The organism is Bacillus sp. FSL R5-0654, from assembly GCF_038008745.1.
In the GTDB taxonomy this organism is placed as follows: Bacteria; Bacillota; Bacilli; order Bacillales; family Bacillaceae; genus Bacillus; species Bacillus safensis.
This window is the reverse complement of the sequence record NZ_JBBOZV010000001.1, coordinates 555,806-577,042: the sequence shown is the minus strand read 5'-3', so window position 1 is coordinate 577,042 and position 21,237 is coordinate 555,806. Positions and strand designations below refer to the sequence as shown.

The following is a 21,237-nucleotide window of genomic DNA, read 5'->3' as shown; positions in this document are numbered from 1 at the left end:
ATATTAGACCGATTTTCCCTTTTGAAAGAATCATGTATGATCAATAAAGAAAGCGCTTCCATAAAAGGAGAGGAGAATGCGAATATGTACCGTATGAAACGAATGTTAATGCTGCTTGTCACTGGATTAGTCTTGAGTTTGTCCACATTTACAGCGGGTGCCTCGGCACAAACGGGTGGATCGTTTTATGAACCTTTTAATAACTATAATACGGGGTTATGGCAAAAAGCCGATGGATACTCGAATGGAAACATGTTTAACTGTACGTGGCGTGCAAATAACGTGTCGATGACATCATCAGGTGAAATGCGTTTATCGCTTACAAGTCCCGCCTATAACAAGTTTGACTGCGGAGAAAACCGCTCCGTTCAAACGTACGGCTATGGGCTATATGAAGTCAACATGAAGCCAGCCAAAAATGTGGGGATCGTCTCTTCTTTCTTCACTTATACGGGACCGACTGATGGCACGCCTTGGGATGAGATTGACATTGAATTTCTAGGAAAAGATACGACAAAGGTACAGTTTAACTACTATACCAATGGTGTAGGAAATCATGAAAAGATCGTCAACCTTGGTTTCGATGCAGCGAACTCTTATCACACGTATGCATTTGACTGGCAGCCAAACTCTATCAAATGGTATGTCGATGGACAATTAAAGCATACCGCCACCACTCAAATTCCTCAAACACCAGGGAAAATTATGATGAACCTGTGGAATGGTGCAGGTGTCGATGAATGGCTTGGCTCCTACAACGGTGTTACCCCGCTCCACGCACATTATAACTGGGTGCGTTACACAAAAAGATAACTCTATCAAAAAAACCTGTGACAAGTCACAGGTTTTTCTTCGTTTAATTAGAATGAGTTTTCAGCTGATGAGCGAGTTTTTTCTCATGATTGTGGATAATATCTTCATAACTTTCTATTTTGAAATCCAACCGTTTAATGGTCTCTTCGATTTCCTTTTGTTTTTGGACGAGTCTTTCTCGTTCATTGACCAAAATGTTTTTTCGCGAAGATAACGTATGATCATCATCCTCAAAAAATAAGGCTGTATATTCTCTAAGCGCATCAATCGAGAGCCCTGCATTTCTCATACACTTGATAAATTCAATCCATTGAAGATCATCCTCTGTATAATCACGAATCCCATGATCGTCACGCTTGATTTCCCTAATCAAACCAATATTTTCGTAATATCTAAGTGTCGCAGTGGATAAATCGAGCTGTTTTGCTGCTTGTGCTATTTTCATTGTACCCTCCTTCTTTCTCTTACCTTCCGATCTCCCTTTCCTCATCATCTCCATTTTGAAAAAGAAAGCAAGATGCTTTTGGCTCAATTCTTATATTAAAAGCCTGGAGAGGGTTTTCTATTGACTTAGAGTTCACTTTAAGACGTACAGTATAGAAGAAAGAATCGAATCTTATTTTTGAAAGGATGATCAAGAATGTGTCAGACGCACCAATCAAACGTTTTAAGTGTATCACACGCCAAAGCAAACTTTGAACGGACGACCATTGAACGAAGAGCACTTCGTCCACATGATATTTTAATTGATATTCAATTTAGCGGGATCTGTCATTCAGATATCCACAGCGCTTTTGATGAATGGGGCGGCGGCATTTTCCCGATGGTTCCAGGTCATGAGATTACTGGGGTCGTTGCAGCTGTAGGGGATGATGTGACGAAGTTTCAGATCGGAGACCGTGTAGGCGTTGGCTGCTTTGTGGATTCCTGCGGCACCTGTGAATATTGTCAAAATGGAGACGAGCAGTACTGCACAAAAGGAGTCGTCCAAACGTATAACAGCCGTGACTATGACGGGGAGCCGACTTATGGCGGCTACAGTCAAAAAATTGTCGTGACTGAACGATTTGTCGTCAGCATTCCTGATCAACTGCCCCTTGATGCCGCAAGTCCTCTTCTCTGTGCTGGCATTACAACTTATTCACCATTAAAGCACTGGAAGGCAGGCCCTGGCAAAAAGGTTGCTATCGTCGGAATGGGCGGGCTCGGCCATGTTGCTATTCAATTCGCGAGTGCTCTAGGCGCTGATGTGACGGTATTGAGCCGCTCTTTGAATAAAAAAGAAGAGGCGCTGTCATTTGGCGCAAAAGACTACTTTCCTACAAGTGATCCTGATACGTTTCAGACACTAGCCGGTCAGTACGACCTTATTCTCAATACGGTCTCTGCCAACATTAACGTGGATGCCTATTTGTCCTTACTCCGTGTAGATGGAACCTTGGTGAACGTCGGTGCACCGCCTAAGCCGGATCAATTCCACGTCTTTTCATTAATTTCCGGCCGCCGCAGCATTGCTGGTTCACTCGTTGGCGGCATCCAAGAAACACAAGAAATGCTCGATTTCGCAGCTGCTCACAACATCACACCACAAATTGAAGTCATCAACGCTAATCAAGTTGATGAAGCGTATGAACGGGTGCTGAAAAGTGATGTGCGTTACCGGTTTGTGATTGATATTTCGACGTTATGATTGATATTCTTTGAAATGGCAGTATTTTATTACTTTATGACTGACCGAAGAGAATTCTATGATTTTTGATCAAACGTAAAAAAGCCACTTCTCTATTGAGTCGTGGCTTTTTTATGGATCGCTATATGCTAACTCCTTTTTCTTTATGATGACCTCGCATAAATGTAACGACCATACTGGACAAGCTAACCAAAAAGCCTAAAATTGAAATCAAAATAGTCATTCCCCCGTTTGGAATAAAAAAGCCTATAGGGATTAAGACAAGGAATGAGAACACAATAAAACATTGATAGATTCCAGATATTACTCTAACCACAATATGATCAAAAAACGACATCACCAAAGGAGGAATAAATAAGAAAACCACCATCCCTACTGACAGCATAAATGGTAATGGGTCATCTAACGAAATCGTGTTCTTCCCAGGTGAATCCTTTGCGGCGATAAATAATACTGCAATCGCCATGAGGAGCGTTGAAAAAATAAATAAGAATCGTTTTAGCATTTCAATATCTCCTTAAGTTGTCTTACATAGTCCACTAATAAACCTTTACCACTTTAGATTTGCTCTTATTTCCGGCAGCATCCTTTAAATAAACGGTTATCAATGCATTTTTCTTCTGTTTTTTTATTTTCACTTTAAATTGTCCATTTTTATTTAATTTTGCAGTTCCTAACTTCTTGTTTTTATGATAAACGTACACTGTAGCATATTTTTCACCTTTACCTGTTATAACCGTTGTATTTTTTGTGATTTTATTAACACTTGGTATAGCGGGAGGCGTTCTATCTAACACTTTTATTGTTTTACTGCCACTTCTCGCTCCATTAGAATCTACTAAATACACAGTGATTAAAGTTCCAGCTTTTTGTTTAGGAATTTTGATTGAATATTTCCCTTTTTTTGCATTTGTAGAGCCTAATTTTTTTTGACCAATATATGCGAAAACTTTGGCATTCGTTTCCGCATTACCTACGATATTTGTTGATTGATCAGTTACTGTGTTTATGCTTGGTGTTTTATCTGGATAAGATGCTTTTAAACGATATGTTTGACTGGATACACCATCCCAATGTCTAGGCTCAACAACAATATAGTATTTGCCCTTTTTTAGATTTAAATCAATAACTGGACTTGTCCCAAAGATATCAGGTAAATATTCCCTAGTGATTTCATTACCGTTCTTGTCGTATAAAGCGATAGAGGCTCCTTCTGTTATTTTATCTAGATTAATCTTTACTTTTCCATCTTTCACTGTTGAAAATTGATATACGTCTCTATCCAAATCCGATTCGTGCTTTGATTTGTAATATTGATTTGAGATGAGCGGAATTGCTGTTTCAAACGTGTCGTTTGGTTCGTAAGTATTTAAATCTCTTTTAAAAGAACCTGGATACGTCACTTTAAGTCGGTACTTAGCATTTGATATTCCTTCCCAATTAGAAGTGTATGGTTTTATTTTGACATAATAGGTTCCTTTTTTTATATTTTCGTGAATGACAATATTCTCTCCAGCATTCCACGTATAGTCAGATACAATTTCATTTTTGTTCTCATTATAGACAGTGACTTCTAATTCAGATGTTTCCTGATCTAAAGTAAGATATAACTCACCATCTTTGTTGGAAGTGAACTGATAAACATCCTTATCAATTTCACTATCAATCGTTGATTTATAATAGGTACCATTAGATACCTTCATGCTTGTTTGAAAAGTGTCGTTTGGTTCAAAGGTTGTTAAATTACGCTTAAAAGCACCTGGATATGTCGCCTTTAGTTGATATGTACCTTTAGTTACGCCTTCCCATTCACTGGGCATAACTTCAATATAATAATTCCCTTTTTTCAATTTATTATCGATAACCAGAGTTTCACCAGGAAATGAAGATTCATTAGAATCTATCTTATTCCCTTTCGAATCATATAGAGTAATACTAAAAGAGGCAGATGCCTTATCTAGCCTGATGTATACTTCTCCATCAGCATTCGTTGTAAAATTGTATCGGTTCATTGAACTTTTGGATTTCAATTCTCCATTTATGGAGACTCCAGATGACATGTTCACCTCTTCTGCACTTACGAATAAAACAAAAGAAAAACTGAAGATAAATATAAAAACAAAAGATCCCAAAATACGTTTCAATATATTCACCACATTTCCAATTTTTATAGAAAGAACATAATGATTTTACCATATTCCACTCCGGAAAAATATTCATTTAATTGATTAATAAGTAAATTATGACTTCATTTCAATCTTTCTTAATAACAGAATGACTGAACAGTCCGCTTTATAAAGAAAATAAAAGAAATTAATTTATGGAAATTCCGCATATTGTCAATCCAGTATGTTATACTAAACTAACCTTTGAAGCATGAAATTTTTACGAATACCTTGTACCATCTCCCTACTTGTACGTTGAGTAGGGTTTTTTCATGCAAAAAAAACAGGCTCTCCGTAGAGAACCTGTTTTAAGAATGAAGATTAAGCAATTTTTTGAACGTTAGCAGCTTGAGCTCCACGAGAACCTTGCTCTACGTCAAATGATACTTTTTGACCTTCGTCTAAAGATTTGAATCCGTCGCCTTGGATAGCTGAGAAATGTACGAATACATCGTCGCCTTCTTCACGTTCGATAAATCCAAAACCTTTTTCTGCGTTAAACCATTTTACTGTACCTTGTTCCATGATTGTTGCCTCCTCGTGCGTTTACCACACAATGTATTATACTATCCTTGCCCAAAGTACCCTCAAGACGAAAAGTCAATCTTCATACTATCCTTTACGCCGAACAAAAATAATTACTTTTCATTATAGCATGAATCGGTAATAATTGCAATTTGTTGATTAGAAAGAAGAAACTCTTCTTTGCAGCGATTTTTCTTGTGCATAAAATCAATTTTTTCAGCACCTAAAGAGAACCTTTATCTAAAATCGACTTAACAAATTCTGTTTTTCCCTCTGCATATTTGTGTTTGTCATTTTTATTTACATTTGCTAGGTTAAGTTTAAGCTGTTGGTACTCACTTCTTGCTAGTTCGTTACTTCTCAGGTAATCCCTAAAATTTATTTGTTCGAGTAGATATCTATTGCCCGTTTGATACATATGGATTTGATGTGTACGTGGTTCTCCTTTACTGAAATAGTGTCTTTCAGGTAACACATTGATCCCTCTATAAGAATAACCCAGCCCTTGCAAAGCTGTTACGCACTGTTCTCCGTCAAGAAAATGATTGATTTCGATCGCTATATCAATAATGGGTTTCGCACTCAAACCATTTACTGCTGTACTTCCTATATGGTGGACATTCACTATGTACTGACCGATAACTTCTACTATTCGTTTCTTTTCCATATCAAATTCTTTGACCCATTCAGCAAACCAAGGAACTAAAAAAACTTCCCCTCTTGGTAATCCAAGCATTTACTCAACCCCACTTTATGATTTTGTTGTTCAGTTGGAAATTTTAAATAACTAAACAGAGAACAATCTCAAACAAAAATTCCACTTACTTAAGATGCACCTTCATATTCTAAAGAATCGATCAAGTATCTGCTACAATAAATTGACAACGAACAGTATGAACTAAATACTCTCCATACACGCTAAAATATAAAATTCCGAGAGGAGAAATGAAATGAACCCTTTATTGTTAGATATTCCTTTACAGTTAGAAACAGAAAGACTCATTCTTCGAGCACCACACCAAACAGGAGACGGGAAAATTGTAAACCAAGCAATAAAGGATTCCTTTTCTGAATTAAAAGCGTGGTTGCCATTCGCTCAAAAACTTCCTACTGCTGAAGAAACAGAGATCAATTTAAGAAATGCTCATATCAATTTTTTAAAGAGGGAAAGTTTCCGTTTTCTTATTTTTGATAAAAACAGCAATCACTTCATTGGGACAACTAGCCTTCAGAGGATTGACTGGACCATTCCTAAATGTGAGATTGGGTATTGGGTAAATACTAAATTTAGTGGGAATGGATATATGACAGAAGCAGTGGAGAAATTAGCTGACTTCGGATTAAACAATATCAAATTTAGAAGAATTGAAATAAGGTGTGAATCTACAAACCTTAAAAGTCGGGCTATCCCAGAAAAACTTGGCTTTGTATTTGAAGGCACTTTAAGAAATGATGATTTATCCGCAGATGGCAACAAGCTGACTGACACTTGTTTTTATTCCATCATAAGATAACCTTATGTAGCAATTAAAGTAATGGGTGCATTAGTGTAACAAGAAAAAACATAGCATATTAATTATATGCTATGTTTTTTAATTTTGGCCTTGATAAGTGGGTCTACTCCTCTAACTTTGTCCTTATTGCCTTTACTTCTTCATAATCTGGTGTTTTCATTAATAAACTCTGACAGAAAGTTTTCAGCAGCAGGCTCCCAACACAAGACCACAATGTAACTGCAATCAGCTTCGACCGGTCACGAGGTGCTTTTTGTTTTTCTTTTATGGAGCAATTCGATTCACTCTCCATTCATAGATTTCTAAGCAATTTCCCCCTGGTTAGCTTTCATGTTTCTTGTCATTTTTCATAGTTCGGTCTGTTTTAATTCCGTCACCATCACTTCTACTGGTTTACCTTAATTCCAACGACCTCAACACTCTGTTTATGAAAGGACTCGTAACCTTTTTATTTCAAAAAAAGATGCTACATGTTGAAACACCTTGTTTGTATTGACAGCTCTCATTAGCAGGGTAATATTACACTTGATTATTTAAACAAGAATTTTTATACAACCAGTTTATAGCATCATTAAGGTCATTGGCTATATAATCTATTTTAATCCCACTTAATTTATCAAAGTGTTCACGAAGTGAATATTCACCAGCCCCAGTTCTAACCAAAATTTTAATACTTCCTACTTTATCAGCTGCAACAATATCACTCCAACGGTCCCCAATTACGACGCAATTTTCGAGAGTTAAATCGTGTTTTTGTTGAGCTTCCATTAACATTCCTATGCCAGGCTTCCTACAAGAGCATCCATCATTATGACCGTGTGGACATATATATACTTCATCAAAACCAAAACCTTTCAATTCCTCTTTAAAATCTTCTACTTTAGCAAATCCACTTGATATACCAGGTTGATTTGTAAAAGAGAATATTTTCACATTATCTTTTTTTAGTTTATTGATTTGAATTGCTGTATAAGGAAAGAGTTCAAATTTTCCGGGATAATGAATAGTATCATCACCACCAATTGTTCCATCTCTATCTAAAAAAATTGCTTCTATCTGTTTCATGTTATACCTCCATTATCTAGCAACTGCTCCTACGTTAAGATTCATTTCAATTAGAAAATTTTGATGACATCAGTTTATCATAAATATTTATTATCAAAGTCCCCTAATACAATTAAAATCTTTTCCACTCTTCTTCTTTTCAATTTGTTTCATTCTTTCCAAGATAAAAAGGACGCTACACGAAGTAACACCCTTTTATCTTTTGCTTCTCAATATAAATTTTTAAGCTCGTCATTAGACCATCCAGCAAATAACTTGTCTTGTAAAATGTGTAACGATATTCAGCAAACTCTTGTGACAAAATAGACCACGATAGATATAAGAAAGAAATTGATGTCAACAAAGCCTCAACATTTATTAATGGAGAACATCATGTACTAATAGAGCCCAAAACAAAGAAAATAAGGCTAGGCTGCATGATCTTAGGCTCTCTCATGTTGCTTTATTAATTTCAAGAAGAAGAATATTATACAATCAAAGAAAGAGGACATGCCTCTATTCGGACAACAATAGACGTATATGTTCACTTATTTCCTAACAAACAAAAGGCTATGGCTGAAGAAAAATTGGATGACATTATATAAAAATATCAACCTCAAACAAAAAAAGCCCACTTACTTAAGATCAGTGGACAGATTCATTTAGAAGTTATAAAAAATAAAAAAACCAAAGGTCTACCACCTTTGGTTTTTTAGATGCGGCCGAGAGGACTTGAACCTCCACGGGTTATTCACCCACTAGGCCCTCAACCTAGCGCGTCTGCCATTCCGCCACGACCGCGTGTATGATGTGCTCATATATTCATAAGTGCACTGTTTGAAAAAACAATGCGGGTGAAGGGACTTGAACCCCCACGTCATAAAGACACTAGATCCTAAGTCTAGCGCGTCTGCCAATTCCGCCACACCCGCGTGACAATGGTGAGCCATGAAGGACTCGAACCTTCGACCCTCTGATTAAAAGTCAGATGCTCTACCAACTGAGCTAATGGCTCATCTGCTATGCAGAAAAACATATATAAAAAATGGCTGGGCTAGCTGGATTCGAACCAACGCATGACGGAGTCAAAGTCCGTTGCCTTACCGCTTGGCTATAGCCCAACGAATCAAAAAACAAAACATGACCCGTACGGGATTCGAACCCGTGTTACCGCCGTGAAAGGGCGGTGTCTTAACCGCTTGACCAACGGGCCATACAATAATGGCGGAGAAGGAGGGATTTGAACCCTCGCGCCGCTTACGCGACCTACACCCTTAGCAGGGGCGCCTCTTCAGCCACTTGAGTACTTCTCCATTATGGCTCCGCAGGTAGGACTCGAACCTACGACCGATCGGTTAACAGCCGATAGCTCTACCACTGAGCTACTGCGGAATAATAAGACATGTTTCATTATATCTATGCCAGAAAAATGTGTCAAGAATTTTTAAGTGTTTCATTCCTGTCTCATTAGCGACGGCTTTTATAATTTAACATATACTAATATAACAGTCAAGCCTTTCTTCCTTCCTTTTTGTTTTCTGTTTAGACATGACAGAAAGACCCCGACCTCTAACTGAAAGACCAAGGTCTCCTTGCTGCTGCGCTCCCTATAGGTTCATGACAGCTTATACTTTCGCATCCACTTATAAAAGGTGCTTCTTGGCACCCCTGCTGACCTCGCTGCTTCTGACACATGACCTTTTGTTTTGTGCAGTGCTTCTATCACTGTTTGCTTTTGAATGCGTTCCCTAAACGTGAGCTCTTTTGGAATCTCGGTACATTCTACTGGAGGCAGCTTCTGCTTTTTCTGATCCATCGCCTCTAATACCGCCGCATATTGCGATTCACCAATCCATCCTCCTTTAGGAAACAGTACCCTTATATGTTCAAACAGATTAAAAAGCTCTCGTATGTTTCCAGGCCAGTGGTACGCTTCCAGCTTACGAAAAAATGATTCAGGAAATGCTGCATTCCATTGGTGTTTCTTTTGGTAGTAACGATATAAATCAACAATGTCTTCTTTTCTTTCTCTAAGCGGCGGGATGTTGATTGGATAGACATGAAGACGGTAATACAAATCTTCACGTATTTTTCCTTCTTTCAGCAGTTCGTTCATATTCCGGTGTGTCGCTGTAATGATTCTAATATCCAAAGGGATTTCGTGTGTCCCACCGAGCGGTACGACTTTCCTTTCTTCAATGACCCTAAGAAGCGCCACTTGCATCGCATAAGGGATTTCGCCAATTTCGTCTAAAAAGAGCGTTCCTTTTTGCGCCTGTTCAAATTTCCCCTTTGCTCCATGACGTTTTGCCCCTGTAAAAGCTCCTTCAGCATAACCAATTAGTTCGCTTTCTAACAGGCTTTCAGGTATGGCTCCACAATTCACGGCAATAAACGGTCCTTTATGTCTTTCACTAGCTAAGTGAATCGCTCGAGCGGCCAGTTCTTTCCCTGTACCAGTTTCTCCCCAAATATAGACATTTGCATCTGTTTGTGCCGCTCGTTTCAATTCGCTGAGCGTCTGCTGAAAGGCCGTACTTGTTCCAGATTCCCCGAGAAATTGAGCAAAAGAAACGGTTATATTGCTCTTCTCTGCTTCTTCAAGAGAAAAAGACATCCCAAGCAGCTTTCCTTCTTGTTCTGACTGAATGATCTGCTTGTCCCGTGTAACAAATGTATCGTCCATGAGCAGCTCAACATCCATTCCGTACCAGTCTGAAAATCGGTCTCTAATCAGCTTACTTGCCAAAACAATCTGCTTTTTCTCATTACAGACAACATACGGCTCGTCCGCTTCTACCTGCTGGAGACAATGACTGATCAGCTCCATCTCTTTCCTTTTTTGCTGGACCTGAATTTCTCTCTCGATGGCATATGCAACTGTTGAAGCCATTCCAAGCATAAAAGGATGATTTTGATCCGCCATACAGGAGATATCAATGACTCCTATGATCGTGCCGTCTGCATCACGAATAGGGGCCGCTGAACAACTCCAATGGTGGGAAGCGACTGAAAAATGCTCAGTTCCGTTGATCGCTACGGCTTCCCCAATGACCAGTGCCGTTCCAATAGCGTTCGTTCCCACATCGGCTTCGGTCCAGCGCGCGCCCTCCATAAAATTTATTTTTTTCGCTTCTACCAGCGTCCTTTGGCTTCCTGTCAGACTTAGCACATAACCATCTGCATCGATAAGTAATGCCATCATGTCCGATTCTTTTAATTGCTGACTGATTTTATTTAAGTAAGGAAGAGCGGCATTTAGGAATAGTGAATACTTCTTTTTTTGAACACTGAATAATTCCTTTTCTAACAACGACTGTCCTTTATCTAAATACGGGTTCACATTTGCCTGTTTACATCTGTGCCATGACTCCATCACTCTCTTATCCAGACGAGACCTATCAAGCAAACCTTCACGAACAAAACGTTTCCAAGTATTTAAATAGCAAGGCGTCGGATTCATTCCATCCTCTCCTCTGGGGGCTTTTTATCCATTATAGATAATTATAAAAGCGCTTTCAATTATTGGCTGACCCAGGAAGTCATTCGGATAGAAAGTTTATCTATCAGCAGTGCACCGCTCGCCCATTTGTTTGCAGCAAGGCTTCGTGTATCGCCTCAGAGAGTGTCGGATGTGCCGCAATAAACTGCTCTAATGTATCAGCTGTCAGCTCTGTATGCATCATCACCGCCGCTTGTCCAATCAGTTCTGTTGCATTCGGCCCGATAATGGATACACCTAAAATTTCTTGATATTGCGGTTCGACAATGACCTTTACTTGACCAGCTGGCTGATTTAAAATTAATGCTTTTCCATTTGCAGAAAATGCGAATTTCCCTATTCGAATCTCCCCATATTGTTTTCTAGCATTCTCTTCATTTAAACCGACACTAGCGATTTCTGGAGACGTGTAGATGCACCTTGGAATCACTTGTTCATTGACCTTTACATCTTCACCTGATGCATGTGATGCCGCAATCGTTCCTTCATGAAAAGCAGCATGAGCAAGCTGAACGCCGCCTGTCACATCACCGCACGCATAGATATGCGGCAGATTGGTTTGCATATGTTCATTGACACAGATGCCATTCCTATCAAATTCAATGCCGATCTGCTCAAGATTCAGCTCTCCCAGCCTCGGTTTTCTACCAATTGCGACTAAACAATGATCAGACTGGATGTCACAGCGCTCCCCATGATCCTTCTCAACCACCACTTTTTTTGAGCTTGCATCAAGCTGTTTGACTGCTGCTGATGTCAAAATTTCTACACCTGCTTTTTGAAGCTGATCGTAAAGACAGTTAGCTGTATCGTAATCTTCTTCAGGTAAAATGTGTGCTGCCTGTTCCACCATGACAACCTTTGATCCCATTCTGCTAAAGATGCTTGCAAACTCACAGCCGATCACCCCTCCACCAATGATACAAAGCGAATCTGGTATTGAAGGGAGCGTCATGGCATCCTTACTATCAATGATCCACTCTCTGTCAAATGGGGCGAAAGGTAAAGCAGCAGGTTCTGATCCTGAAGCAATAATGATTTGTTTTGCCTGGATGATTTCAGATTTCCCTTCACTTTCTATCAATAGCTCATGTGCTGAAAGAAATGATGCCTTCCCATTTAACACGCTGATTTTGTTTTTATTCATCAAATAACGAACGCCATCAGTCAGCTGCTTGACGACTGACCGCTTCCGCCTTTGAACGGCATCCCAATGAATGACAGGCTCCTTCCCTGGAAGCTCAATTCCAAAATGTCCAGCTGATTTCACATGCTCGTACATATCAGCGCTTTGCAAAAGTGCTTTCGTTGGAATACAGCCTTCATTCAGGCAGGTACCTCCTAACAGGCCTTGGTCGATTAGTACAACCTCTCTTTCAAAACGGGCGGCTGTTATTGCCGCCACATATCCTGCTGGCCCGCCTCCTATAATGACAAGCGTCATTCATTTCACCTTCTTCCTATAAAAGAATGGATACTGGATTTTCTAAATACGCTTTAACAGTTGATAAAAATTGTGATGCCGGCGCCCCGTCCAGCACGCGATGGTCAAATGTCAGACTGAGTGGCAGGATCGTCCCTTTACATAATTCATTCCCATGATATACAGGCATGTGATCCGCTTTGCCAACGCCAAGAATACCTGCTTCCGGCGGATTCAAAATCGGTGTAAAATGTTCCACACCATAGGCGCCTAGGTTAGTGATTGTAAAGGTAGAGCCTTCAATTTCATCGTGGAGAAGTCTGCCTTCACGTGCTTTTTTGCCATACGATTTGATGCTCTTCGCCAGCTCAATAAGTGAAAGTTTTTCCGCGTGCTGAATAACAGGCACTGCCAGACCGTGATCTAAAGCAGCAGCGATTCCAAGATGAACATACTCAAAAGTTTCGACTCTATCATTCTGATATTGACTGTTCATTGCAGGATGCTCTAGCAGGGAAAGAACCACTGCTTTGGCTACAAAATCGGTCATAGTTAATTTTATATCGTGTCGTGCTGCGGCTGTTTCGTTCAACTCAGACTGTAATGCTGTCAGCTTTGTCACATCCGCTTTCATCGTTATTGTTAATTGTGCACTTGTTTGCAGGCTCTCCATCATTCGCGAGGCAATGGTTTTCCGCATCATGCTGACTGGCTGAGGCTTTGTTGGTTCATTGTGTTGTTTTTCTTTTTCATCAGGAAGTGCCCGAAGCACATCCGCTTTCGTGATTCTCCCATCTGGACCTGTTCCCACTAAAGTATGAATGTCCAGATTAGCGCTTTGAGCAATCTTACGTGCCACAGGGGAGATTTTCTTTCTCTCTTTCTTTTGTTTTGGCGTCAGGTCTTTTTCCTTCTTTTCCTCGATCTGTTCATTTCCTTCACCGATATAGCAGATGACCGTGCCAGGCGGAACACCTTCTCCCTCAGGCACTTTTATATCCAATATGGTTCCTTCAGCAGGTGATTCGATCTCCATTTCAATTTTTTCAGAGTTGATGCTTGCAATGCTTTCCCCTTTATTTACGGTTTCTCCGACCTCTTTATTCCAGACAGATACCGTTCCTTCTTTCATTGACATGCCCAATTTCGGCATCACAACCTCGACAGCCATCTCCCTCTCTCCTTTCTTTAGTTCAAGATCTTGTCATGACTCTTTCCAACCATCTCTAATACGGTGTTCACAACCTTTTCAGGTGTCGGCAAATAGATATCTTCAAGCGGTGGTGAAAACGGAACCGGTGTATGAGGAGCCGTCACTTTTTTGATTGGAGCGTCAAGTAAATCGAACCCTTTATCCGCAACCAGAGAAGAAATATCTGCGGCAATTCCGCACCTCGGATTTGCTTCATCTACAATGACAAGCCGATTTGTTTTTTCTACTGAAGTTAGAATGGCCTCTTCATCGAGCGGTGACAAGCTTCTTGGATCAATCACCTCTGCTTCAATTCCTTGGGCAGCTAATTGCTCGGCCGCTTCGAGTGCTGTATGAACTTGTTTGCCTACTGCAAAAATGGTCACATCTGAGCCTTCTCTTTTCACATCTGCTTTGCCAAGCGGCAGCGTGTAGTATCGCTCTGGAACATCTCCTGTGATATTGTAAAGCGTTTTGTCTTCAAAAAAGATGACAGGGTCCTGATCCTCGATGGCTGCCAGCAGCAATCCTTTGGCATCGTATGGTGAAGAAGGCACCACTACTTTCAATCCAGGGATGCTTGTAAATAGCGCATACAAGCTTTGCGAATGCTGAGCAGCTGCTCTAAAACCCGCCCCATGTGTCGTTCTGATCGTGATCGGTACCTCTGCTTTTCCGCCAAACATATATCGGAATTTTGCTCCTTGATTCAGCACTTGATCCAGACAGGTGCCGATAAAATCATTAAACATGAGTTCTGCAATTGGTCTTAGCCCTGTGGAAGCTGCTGCCATGGCCGCACCTACATAGCCAGCTTCACTAATCGGTGTGTCAAGAACTCGCTCACGCCCAAACTCCTGAACGATTCCTTTCGTTACACCAAGCACACCGCCCCATGCTTCATCATCTTGTAAGTGATCGACATGAGCACCTCCAGCCACATCTTCCCCCATTAAAATGACATCCTCGTCTCTTCTCATGGCAAGTTTAATCGCTTCATTTAATGCACTAGACATGCTGATTTCTCTTGTCATTTTCCTCTCCCCCTTTGATTTATTGATACGAAACATACACGTCGGTCAATAATTCGGTCTGATCTGGATATTCACTTTCTTCACTGAATGTAACGGCTTCATCTATCGCTTCTGCTACAGCCGCTTCAATATTTGATAGCTCCCCATTCGTCAGCAGCTGCTGCTTGATCAATTCATTTTTAAAAAGAGCGATCGCATCTCTCTCTTCTTGGTGTTCTGCTTTTTCTTGATTGGTTTTGTAACGCTGGGCGTCTCCTTCGAAATGGCCATAATTCCGATATGTCATGCATTCAATTAATGTCGGACCTTCTCCATTTTTTGCTCGTTCAATTGCTTGCTCTGCGGCTTGATAAACGGCCATCACATCTTTTCCATCTACTTGAATCCCAGGAATGTCATAGCCGGCCGCTCGATCTACGATTGATTTGCAGCTTGAAGCATAAGAAAATGGTGTAGCTTCCCCGTACCCATTGTTTTCTGCAATGAAAATGACGGGCAGTTTCCAGATGGCCGCGAGATTGATTCCTTCGTGGAAAGTCCCTTGATTGTTTGCACCATCCCCAAAAAAGCAAACGCTTACATTTTCTGTCTTTTTATATTTAGCTGTGAGGGCTGCCCCGCACGCAAGAGGAAAGCCCCCTCCAACAATTCCGTTAGCACCAAGCATTCCTTTATCAAAATCTGCAATGTGCATGGATCCGCCTTTGCCTTTACAGAGACCTGTTGCTTTCCCATAGATTTCTGCCATCATTCCTTTTAGATCACAGCCCTTCGCTATACAGTGGCCGTGGCCCCGGTGTGTACTTGTAATACTGTCTTTTTCATTCAGATGAGCACAGACTCCTACGGCAACAGCTTCTTCGCCAGCATAAAGATGGACAAACCCCGGCAAAATTCCTTTTGTAAAAAGGGTGTGCACCCGGTCTTCAAATTGGCGGATTTCCTGCATTTTTTGATACATCCATACGGCTTTTTCTTTAGTCAATGCCATTTCCATTTGGTAAAACCTCCTATCTTTTTTGCTTGCACTTCTATACAAGCAAAAATCGTGCCAACATGACGACGCATGAACACTTAGGTTTTGAACGAATCATACCGATAAAAAAAGAGACAAAATGAGACATGCGTCTCTTTTTGTCTCAATATGTCCACACATCTATTGGAACAAAAAAAACATCCCCATAGAGGAATGCTTATCACAATGAATCGGTTGTGCGCAGCCACTTTAATTTCCCTTTGCAGACGCCGCATACATAACGAGAGGTATCAAACCGTCTTTTCCTTATAAAAGACCGGCCGCATCCTGTGCAAATATATTCATGTCGTTTCTCCGCACGGCGCTTATTTTGTACGGTTTTTAGCGGTGTACAAAAACGCGGGGCTCCTACTTGTTTTAATAAGGATTTAAAATCACGGTCGCGATGCTGATAGCCCTTTCCCTCAAGGTGCAGATGATAATGACACAGCTCATGCTTGATGATCCCGATTAATTCTTCTCGTCCATGCTCCTCTAGGTATCGGCGGTTCAGTTCGATGTTGTGTGTACCAAGTAAATATCGCCCGCCTGTCGTTTTTAGACGGTCATTAAAAACAGCCTGATGGCGGAATGCCTTGCCAAAGAACTGCTGGGAAATGTGCTCTGTTAACTGCTGTAACTCTCTCTCGTTCAATCAAGATCGTTCCTTTCTATAAAAACCTCGAACGGGACAATTTCCCCTATGCATACATTGAAGGTACATCCACTGTTTCGATCAAAGGAGGAATGGGCGATGCCCAACTGGCTGAAAAATCAGATGCAGAAGGCATTTTATGAGAAAAATCATTATCAAATCAAATTGCTAAATCAATGCTGGTACTTTTATAGAAAAAAACATTCAGTCACATCAAGGCACACCCCATCCTAAGGTGCGCCTCGTTTTTTTGTTACTCTGGTTTCAGCATGGAGAGGGCAACGCGGCCTTTTGCCTGGTCAACGGAGTCCACCCATACGGTCACAATGTCACCAACTGATACAACGTCAAGCGGATGCTTCACAAAACGATTGCTTAGCTTGGAAATATGCACAAGCCCATCCTGCTTTACACCAATATCAATGAATGCACCGAAGTCCACAACGTTTCTCACCGTTCCTTGCAGCTCCATTCCTTGCTTCAAGTCTTCCAATTTCAACACATCTGTTTTGAGCAGCGGTTTTGGCACTTCATCCCGCGGATCACGCTCAGGTCTTGTCAGCTGATCAATGATATCTTGAAGTGTAATTGTCCCAATGTCCAGCTGCTGGGCTGCTTCGTCCAGTTTCACTTCAGCCATTTTCTCTTTTAACTGCTCTGTGCCAAGATCGTCTGGCGTCATGTTGATCATGCGTAAAAACTGTTTTGTTTCTTTATAGCTCTCAGGGTGAATACCTGTACGATCAAGCGGGTCTTGTCCGTCTGTAATGCGAAGGAAACCGATACACTGCTCATATGTCTTAGCACCGAGCCTTGGGATATCTTTCAATTCTTTTCTGCTTGTGAATCTCCCAATCTCTTCGCGGCGCTTGATGATATTCCCTGCGACGGCTTTTGAAAGGCCTGATACATATTGCAGCAGCGCCTGTGAGGCGGTATTGACGTTTACACCAACTTGGTTGACGACTGTTTCTACCACAAAAGTTAACGAGCTGTTTAATTGCTTCTGGCTGACATCATGCTGGTATTGGCCCACACCGACAGACTTCGGATCAATTTTCACGAGCTCTGCTAAAGGATCTTGTAATCTTCTAGCGATTGAGATGGCGCTTCGCTCTTCGACTTGCAGATCTGGAAACTCTTCTCGTGCCAGCGCTGATGCGGAGTAAACACTTGCTCCAGCTTCATTCACAATCAAATAAGAAACCGGCTGATCCAGCTCTTGAATCAAGTCTGCAATGAATTGTTCTGTCTCTCTTGAGGCTGTTCCGTTTCCAATCGCAATCACTTCAATGTTTGATGATTGAATGATCTCTTTGACTTTTTGTTTCGCTTCCGCTTTTTTCTGCACGGGCGGATGCGGGTAAATGACGCCAATATGATGGACTTTGCCTGTATCATCCACGACAGCTAATTTACAGCCTGTCCGAAATGCGGGGTCGACTCCAAGTACACGTTTCCCTTTCATCGGCGGCTGAAGCAGCAGTTTTCTTAAGTTTTCAGCAAAAATATGAATCGCTTGTTCCTCTGCTTTTTCTGTCAGCTCTTTTCGTATTTCTCGCTCGATGGAAGGCTGAATGAGGCGTTTATACGCATCATCGATTGCCGCTTCAATAAACGGCCTCGCCGTCGTCTGTTTGCCTTTTAGAACTTGTTTGTCGAGATAGAAGCGAATATTTTCAGCAGGTGGTTCGATGGCTGCCTTTAAAATGCCCTCTTTCTCCCCGCGGTTGACCGCTAGTATACGGTGCGGGACAATCTTTTTGATTGGCTCTTGATAATCGTAATACATTTCATAGACGTTTTTCTCATCGCTTTCGACGTCTTTTCCTGATGTGACCAGACTGCCCTTTTGGTACGTTTCACTGCGAATCCATTTTCGCATATCAGGATCATCTGCCAGCTGTTCAGCAATGATGTGCTGCGCACCTTCAAGTGCCTCTTCTACATTTGTCACTTCTTTTTCTTCGTTAATAAAAGCAGCTGCTTTCTTCTCGATCTGATCGCTTGGCAGCGTGAGTAAATATTCCGCCAGCGGCTCCAGCCCTTTTGCTTTGGCTACATTCGCCTTTGTTTTGCGCTTTTGTTTGAATGGCCGGTATAAATCTTCGACCTCTTGCAGTTTATGAGCTTGTTCAATTTTCTGTTTTAATTCATCGGTCAGTTTGTCTTGTTCAGCAATTAAGCGAATGACTTCTTCTTTTCGGTTCGTGACATTTTGGATATATGTATAGCGCTCTGAAATGGTTTGAATTTGCACCTCATCCAGTGAGCCTGTCTGCTCTTTCCGATAACGGGCAATAAACGGGACGGTGTTGCCATCCTCTAAAAGCTTGATCACACTTTCAATTTGTTTTGTTGAAAGCTTTAATTCTGTCGCAATTTGTTTCAATAAAAAGTCAGATGTCTTCATACTTTGCATCCTCTCACTGTGTCTTCTCTTTTAGTGTATCAAAAAAACCGGCAAAACAGAAAAAAGGTCAGCTATTTTACGTGAGCTGACCAAGTACATAGGTGAGATCGTCCTTTTTGTCTTGTGTGTATGTTTCAAGCTGTTTGGCGATGTCTTCAACTGAATGTCCATGCTTTAAACACATGCGCATGTTTGGCACATTCAGTCCGTCTGAATACATAATGAATATCGATCCTTTTTCGTAGGAATAGGTGTAAGTTTTATATTTTCTAGGTTTCCCTGATAAGTATCCTGATGTCGGAAGTGGATAAATATAGTCGCCAGAAGGTGCATTCAAGATAAACCGAATATTACCAACCGAACAATAGGTAAATTGCTGCTGGGAAAAATTCACCTTTAATATGGCCACAGTGGCCCCGCGTTTATTTTTCATAGCCTGATTGCATCTGTCGATGAGGGCCGCCACATCCTCATGTCCATATTCTTCGACAATTTCGCTGACTAAAGAAGATGATTCATTGGCGTACTGGCCGCTGCCTAATCCGTCTGCTACAGCACAAATTAGTTCTTCATCATCTGCTTTAATAAAAAAACTGTCCCCGCAGCATGCTTTTCCTTCTTTATTCGATTGATAGATAATGGCGTTTACATGCTCATGCTGTTCAATCTGCTTCATTACCCTAGCTCCATAGACGCATCTTCTGATAATGCATCTCGCAGTTTTTTCACTGCCTTTCGCTGCAGTCTCGATACATGCATTTGGGATATACCAAGCAAATCGCCTGTCTCTTTCTGACTCTTATTTTGCAAGTAAGTCAGATTGATAATCTCTTTTTCTCTATCCGACAGCACATGAAGCACACTCTCAAGCATCAATTTTTGGTTCACACGTTCGTAGCCCTCTTCCTGTGAGCCGACAACGTCTAAAATCGTCACAGTACTTCCTTCAGAATCAGCCTCTACGCCTTGGTCAACAGACAGTGCTTGATAGCTTTTGCCCATCTCCATGGTTTCAAGTACTTCTTCTTCTGTTACATCTAGGTATTCTGCAATTTCTTGGACTTTAGGTGATTTCTGTGTCTCTGTTGTCAAATGATCGACTGCCATTTTAATTCTCGGTCCAAGCTCTTTAATCCGCCTTGGTACATGGACACTCCATGTTTTATCTCGTAAAAAGCGTTTGATTTCCCCGATGATGGTTGGAATGGCAAAGGCTTCAAATGATTTACCGACGAGCGGGTCGTATCGTTTAATGGCGCCAAGTAAACCAATCATTCCAACTTGTCTAAGGTCCTCATGAAAGCTTTTTCCTTTAGAATATTTTTTCGCCAGCATATCAACCAAGTTTGTATAGCATTCGACCAGCGTGAGCTGCGCCTGCTCGTCTTGATTGGTTTGATAGCTTTGGATGAGGCGGTCTACTTCATCTTTAGTTAGTTTCATAGTTTTGGATGGTTGTGTCATGGTCAACTCGCTCCCTGTTTAAAAACTTTGTCATCGCCACGGTAACTCCGGAGTTTGCTTGCACCTCGACTTCATCCATCAATGTTTGCATTAAGTATAAACCAAGACCTCCTTCTGCCAATTGATCCACCGTATGAGCAGATGTGTACGGTCCGAGGTCTTCCTGTTTTTGCTTAAAGTCAAAGCTACCGCCTTTGTCAGCGACAATGATTTCTAGACGATCCTCGTAGACAAGAAAGCGAACAGCCACCTCTCCATCTTCGCCGTCTTCACCTTTGTAGGCATGCTGAACTGCATTTGTACAGGCCTCACTGACGGCAATTTTTAAGTCCTCAATCTCTTCATAGGCATAGCCCATCCGGCTCGCTACGCCTGACAGAGTCAAACGAATGATGCCTACATATTCTGGTTTCGCCGGTATTTTCATCTCGATTAGATCTACTGATTCGTTCATTGTACCCCACCCTCTGACTTTGCAGAAATGTCAATGATGTCCTTTAATCCAGTGATTTCAAACAACCTTACAAGCCGTTCTGACAAGTTCTCAAGCTTTAATGTGCCACCTGCTTTTTGAGCCGCTTTAAACAGCCCAACGAATACACCTAAACCTGTACTATCCATATACGTAACATCCTTTAGACAGATTTCAAGATGCTCTCCCGCCTCAGCTTTAGGCATGAGCGTTTCTCTTAGCTCAGGAGCGGAGTACACATCAATTTCTCCGCTGACACTGATTTTCGTTTTTTGATCTATTTGATGCTCTTTTACAGACATATTCATTATGCATT

Annotated in this window: 21 protein-coding genes, 7 tRNA genes and 3 pseudogenes; 5 read left to right on the top strand and 26 right to left on the bottom strand. The window is 41.2% G+C overall.

Annotation, left to right across the window (positions count from 1 at the left end; all coding sequences use genetic code 11):
* Positions 1-84 precede the first annotated feature (84 nt).
* Complete coding sequence (gene bglS / locus NSS76_RS02820; RefSeq protein WP_025093569.1) at positions 85-813, top strand: beta-glucanase; 729 nt, start codon at positions 85-87, stop codon at positions 811-813.
* A gap of 43 nt (positions 814-856) precedes the next feature.
* On the opposite strand, the gene NSS76_RS02815 is transcribed toward bglS, so the two are convergent.
* On the bottom strand, positions 857-1,258 hold the full coding sequence (locus NSS76_RS02815) for a MerR family transcriptional regulator (RefSeq protein WP_008346757.1): 402 nt from the start codon (positions 1,256-1,258) through the stop codon (positions 857-859).
* 195 nt (positions 1,259-1,453) lie between these two features.
* Here NSS76_RS02815 and NSS76_RS02810 point away from each other — a divergent pair, with 195 nt between their 5' ends.
* On the top strand, positions 1,454-2,503 hold the full coding sequence (locus NSS76_RS02810) for an NAD(P)-dependent alcohol dehydrogenase (RefSeq protein WP_034622739.1): 1,050 nt from the start codon (positions 1,454-1,456) through the stop codon (positions 2,501-2,503).
* Between the two features lie 121 nt (positions 2,504-2,624).
* Here NSS76_RS02810 and NSS76_RS02805 read toward each other — a convergent pair whose 3' ends face one another.
* The 4 genes from NSS76_RS02805 to NSS76_RS02790 all read right to left on the bottom strand — a co-directional run bounded on the left by NSS76_RS02805 (position 2,625) and on the right by NSS76_RS02790 (position 5,929).
* A complete protein-coding gene (locus tag NSS76_RS02805) occupies positions 2,625-3,008 on the bottom strand; it encodes a hypothetical protein (protein ID WP_034622752.1) in 384 nt (127 codons plus the stop codon).
* A gap of 34 nt (positions 3,009-3,042) precedes the next feature.
* On the bottom strand, positions 3,043-4,656 hold the full coding sequence (locus NSS76_RS02800; RefSeq protein WP_240503411.1) for a PPC domain-containing protein: 1,614 nt from the start codon (positions 4,654-4,656) through the stop codon (positions 3,043-3,045).
* A 333-nt stretch (positions 4,657-4,989) separates the two neighbouring features.
* Positions 4,990-5,193, bottom strand: coding sequence for a cold shock protein CspC (cspC, locus tag NSS76_RS02795; protein ID WP_008346765.1), 204 nt, complete (start codon positions 5,191-5,193; stop codon positions 4,990-4,992).
* 223 nt (positions 5,194-5,416) lie between these two features.
* On the bottom strand, positions 5,417-5,929 hold the full coding sequence (locus NSS76_RS02790; protein ID WP_008346767.1) for a GrpB family protein: 513 nt from the start codon (positions 5,927-5,929) through the stop codon (positions 5,417-5,419).
* 214 nt (positions 5,930-6,143) lie between these two features.
* On the opposite strand from NSS76_RS02790, the gene NSS76_RS02785 reads away from it, so the two are divergent.
* On the top strand, positions 6,144-6,707 hold the full coding sequence (locus NSS76_RS02785) for a GNAT family N-acetyltransferase (RefSeq protein ID WP_008346769.1): 564 nt from the start codon (positions 6,144-6,146) through the stop codon (positions 6,705-6,707).
* A 187-nt stretch (positions 6,708-6,894) separates the two neighbouring features.
* Here NSS76_RS02785 and NSS76_RS02780 read toward each other — a convergent pair.
* From NSS76_RS02780 to NSS76_RS02770, 3 genes and pseudogenes are all read right to left on the bottom strand, one after another.
* Positions 6,895-6,972: pseudogene (locus NSS76_RS02780) on the bottom strand (hypothetical protein); the annotation flags it as partial.
* Positions 6,973-7,226: 254 nt separating this feature from the next.
* On the bottom strand, positions 7,227-7,772 hold the full coding sequence (locus NSS76_RS02775; protein ID WP_008346879.1) for an HAD-IIIA family hydrolase: 546 nt from the start codon (positions 7,770-7,772) through the stop codon (positions 7,227-7,229).
* Positions 7,773-7,921: 149 nt separating this feature from the next.
* A pseudogene (locus tag NSS76_RS02770) lies at positions 7,922-8,061 on the bottom strand (hypothetical protein); the annotation flags it as partial.
* A 120-nt stretch (positions 8,062-8,181) separates the two neighbouring features.
* On the opposite strand from NSS76_RS02770, the pseudogene NSS76_RS02765 reads away from it, so the two are divergent.
* Positions 8,182-8,356, top strand: a pseudogene (locus tag NSS76_RS02765) (tyrosine-type recombinase/integrase); the annotation flags it as partial.
* 112 nt (positions 8,357-8,468) lie between these two features.
* Here the strand turns inward: NSS76_RS02765 and NSS76_RS02760 are convergent.
* The 13 genes from NSS76_RS02760 to NSS76_RS02700 form a co-directional block, all read right to left on the bottom strand.
* A tRNA-Leu gene (locus NSS76_RS02760) sits at positions 8,469-8,552 on the bottom strand.
* Between the two features lie 48 nt (positions 8,553-8,600).
* Positions 8,601-8,683, bottom strand: a tRNA-Leu gene (locus NSS76_RS02755).
* A gap of 7 nt (positions 8,684-8,690) precedes the next feature.
* Positions 8,691-8,766 (bottom strand) — tRNA-Lys (locus tag NSS76_RS02750).
* A gap of 31 nt (positions 8,767-8,797) precedes the next feature.
* Positions 8,798-8,872 (bottom strand) — tRNA-Gln (locus NSS76_RS02745).
* Positions 8,873-8,892: 20 nt separating this feature from the next.
* A tRNA-Glu gene (locus tag NSS76_RS02740) sits at positions 8,893-8,964 on the bottom strand.
* Positions 8,965-8,973: 9 nt separating this feature from the next.
* Positions 8,974-9,064: transfer RNA gene (locus NSS76_RS02735), tRNA-Ser, on the bottom strand.
* Between the two features lie 4 nt (positions 9,065-9,068).
* Positions 9,069-9,143 (bottom strand) — tRNA-Asn (locus NSS76_RS02730).
* Positions 9,144-9,366: 223 nt separating this feature from the next.
* The gene (locus NSS76_RS02725; protein WP_341080607.1) at positions 9,367-11,214 is read right to left on the bottom strand and encodes a sigma-54-dependent Fis family transcriptional regulator; all 1,848 of its coding nucleotides are present in this window, start codon (positions 11,212-11,214) and stop codon (positions 9,367-9,369) included.
* Positions 11,215-11,317: 103 nt separating this feature from the next.
* Positions 11,318-12,697, bottom strand: a complete 1,380-nt coding sequence (gene lpdA / locus NSS76_RS02720) for a dihydrolipoyl dehydrogenase (protein ID WP_341080605.1) — start codon at positions 12,695-12,697, stop codon at positions 11,318-11,320.
* A gap of 16 nt (positions 12,698-12,713) precedes the next feature.
* A complete protein-coding gene (locus tag NSS76_RS02715) occupies positions 12,714-13,847 on the bottom strand; it encodes a dihydrolipoamide acetyltransferase family protein (protein ID WP_034622617.1) in 1,134 nt (377 codons plus the stop codon).
* 17 nt (positions 13,848-13,864) lie between these two features.
* Positions 13,865-14,902: an alpha-ketoacid dehydrogenase subunit beta gene (locus NSS76_RS02710; RefSeq protein WP_034622614.1), complete on the bottom strand. Its 1,038-nt coding sequence runs from the start codon at positions 14,900-14,902 to the stop codon at positions 13,865-13,867.
* A gap of 19 nt (positions 14,903-14,921) precedes the next feature.
* Positions 14,922-15,899 carry a thiamine pyrophosphate-dependent dehydrogenase E1 component subunit alpha gene (locus tag NSS76_RS02705; RefSeq protein WP_034622611.1) on the bottom strand — a complete coding sequence of 326 codons (978 nt, stop codon included), beginning with the start codon at positions 15,897-15,899 and terminating at the stop codon, positions 14,922-14,924.
* A gap of 199 nt (positions 15,900-16,098) precedes the next feature.
* Complete coding sequence (locus NSS76_RS02700) at positions 16,099-16,572, bottom strand: SprT family protein (protein WP_024425397.1); 474 nt, start codon at positions 16,570-16,572, stop codon at positions 16,099-16,101.
* A 99-nt stretch (positions 16,573-16,671) separates the two neighbouring features.
* Here NSS76_RS02700 and cmpA point away from each other — a divergent pair, with 99 nt between their 5' ends.
* Positions 16,672-16,806 (top strand): cortex morphogenetic protein CmpA, encoded by a 135-nt coding sequence (gene cmpA / locus NSS76_RS02695; RefSeq protein ID WP_008346893.1) that lies wholly within the window; start codon positions 16,672-16,674, stop codon positions 16,804-16,806.
* A 19-nt stretch (positions 16,807-16,825) separates the two neighbouring features.
* Here cmpA and NSS76_RS02690 read toward each other — a convergent pair whose 3' ends face one another.
* The 5 genes from NSS76_RS02690 to NSS76_RS02670 all read right to left on the bottom strand — a co-directional run bounded on the left by NSS76_RS02690 (position 16,826) and on the right by NSS76_RS02670 (position 21,229).
* A complete protein-coding gene (locus NSS76_RS02690; RefSeq protein WP_341080600.1) occupies positions 16,826-18,985 on the bottom strand; it encodes a Tex family protein in 2,160 nt (719 codons plus the stop codon).
* 76 nt (positions 18,986-19,061) lie between these two features.
* Complete coding sequence (locus tag NSS76_RS02685; RefSeq protein ID WP_024427379.1) at positions 19,062-19,661, bottom strand: PP2C family serine/threonine-protein phosphatase; 600 nt, start codon at positions 19,659-19,661, stop codon at positions 19,062-19,064.
* Entirely contained in the window at positions 19,661-20,449 is a 789-nt protein-coding gene (gene sigB, locus NSS76_RS02680; protein ID WP_024425394.1) for an RNA polymerase sigma factor SigB, read from the bottom strand. Before sigB ends, NSS76_RS02685 begins: the two co-directional genes overlap by 1 nt.
* Entirely contained in the window at positions 20,415-20,903 is a 489-nt protein-coding gene (rsbW, locus tag NSS76_RS02675; protein WP_024425393.1) for an anti-sigma B factor RsbW, read from the bottom strand. Before rsbW ends, sigB begins: the two co-directional genes overlap by 35 nt.
* The gene (locus NSS76_RS02670; RefSeq protein ID WP_024425392.1) at positions 20,900-21,229 is read right to left on the bottom strand and encodes an anti-sigma factor antagonist; all 330 of its coding nucleotides are present in this window, start codon (positions 21,227-21,229) and stop codon (positions 20,900-20,902) included. Before NSS76_RS02670 ends, rsbW begins: the two co-directional genes overlap by 4 nt.
* Positions 21,230-21,237 lie beyond the last annotated feature (8 nt).

Bases quoted from the DNA above. Each gene is read 5' to 3' on its own strand.
- NSS76_RS02810 (WP_034622739.1), top strand. From the start codon at position 1,454: ATGTGTCAGACGCACCAATCAAACGTTTTAAGTGTATCACACGCCAAA.
- sigB (WP_024425394.1), bottom strand. From the start codon at position 20,449: ATGACACAACCATCCAAAACTATGAAACTAACTAAAGATGAAGTAGAC.
- NSS76_RS02715 (WP_034622617.1), bottom strand. From the start codon at position 13,847: ATGGCTGTCGAGGTTGTGATGCCGAAATTGGGCATGTCAATGAAAGAA.
- NSS76_RS02690 (WP_341080600.1), bottom strand. From the start codon at position 18,985: ATGAAGACATCTGACTTTTTATTGAAACAAATTGCGACAGAATTAAAG.
- cspC (WP_008346765.1), bottom strand. From the start codon at position 5,193: ATGGAACAAGGTACAGTAAAATGGTTTAACGCAGAAAAAGGTTTTGGA.
- NSS76_RS02670 (WP_024425392.1), bottom strand. From the start codon at position 21,229: ATGAATATGTCTGTAAAAGAGCATCAAATAGATCAAAAAACGAAAATC.
- NSS76_RS02785 (WP_008346769.1), top strand. From the start codon at position 6,144: ATGAACCCTTTATTGTTAGATATTCCTTTACAGTTAGAAACAGAAAGA.
- NSS76_RS02705 (WP_034622611.1), bottom strand. From the start codon at position 15,899: ATGGAAATGGCATTGACTAAAGAAAAAGCCGTATGGATGTATCAAAAA.
- lpdA (WP_341080605.1), bottom strand. From the start codon at position 12,697: ATGACGCTTGTCATTATAGGAGGCGGGCCAGCAGGATATGTGGCGGCA.
- NSS76_RS02725 (WP_341080607.1), bottom strand. From the start codon at position 11,214: ATGAATCCGACGCCTTGCTATTTAAATACTTGGAAACGTTTTGTTCGT.
- NSS76_RS02790 (WP_008346767.1), bottom strand. From the start codon at position 5,929: ATGCTTGGATTACCAAGAGGGGAAGTTTTTTTAGTTCCTTGGTTTGCT.
- NSS76_RS02685 (WP_024427379.1), bottom strand. From the start codon at position 19,661: ATGAAGCAGATTGAACAGCATGAGCATGTAAACGCCATTATCTATCAA.
- bglS (WP_025093569.1), top strand. From the start codon at position 85: ATGTACCGTATGAAACGAATGTTAATGCTGCTTGTCACTGGATTAGTC.
- cmpA (WP_008346893.1), top strand. From the start codon at position 16,672: ATGCCCAACTGGCTGAAAAATCAGATGCAGAAGGCATTTTATGAGAAA.
- NSS76_RS02710 (WP_034622614.1), bottom strand. From the start codon at position 14,902: ATGACAAGAGAAATCAGCATGTCTAGTGCATTAAATGAAGCGATTAAA.
- NSS76_RS02805 (WP_034622752.1), bottom strand. From the start codon at position 3,008: ATGCTAAAACGATTCTTATTTATTTTTTCAACGCTCCTCATGGCGATT.
- NSS76_RS02775 (WP_008346879.1), bottom strand. From the start codon at position 7,772: ATGAAACAGATAGAAGCAATTTTTTTAGATAGAGATGGAACAATTGGT.
- rsbW (WP_024425393.1), bottom strand. From the start codon at position 20,903: ATGAACGAATCAGTAGATCTAATCGAGATGAAAATACCGGCGAAACCA.
- NSS76_RS02815 (WP_008346757.1), bottom strand. From the start codon at position 1,258: ATGAAAATAGCACAAGCAGCAAAACAGCTCGATTTATCCACTGCGACA.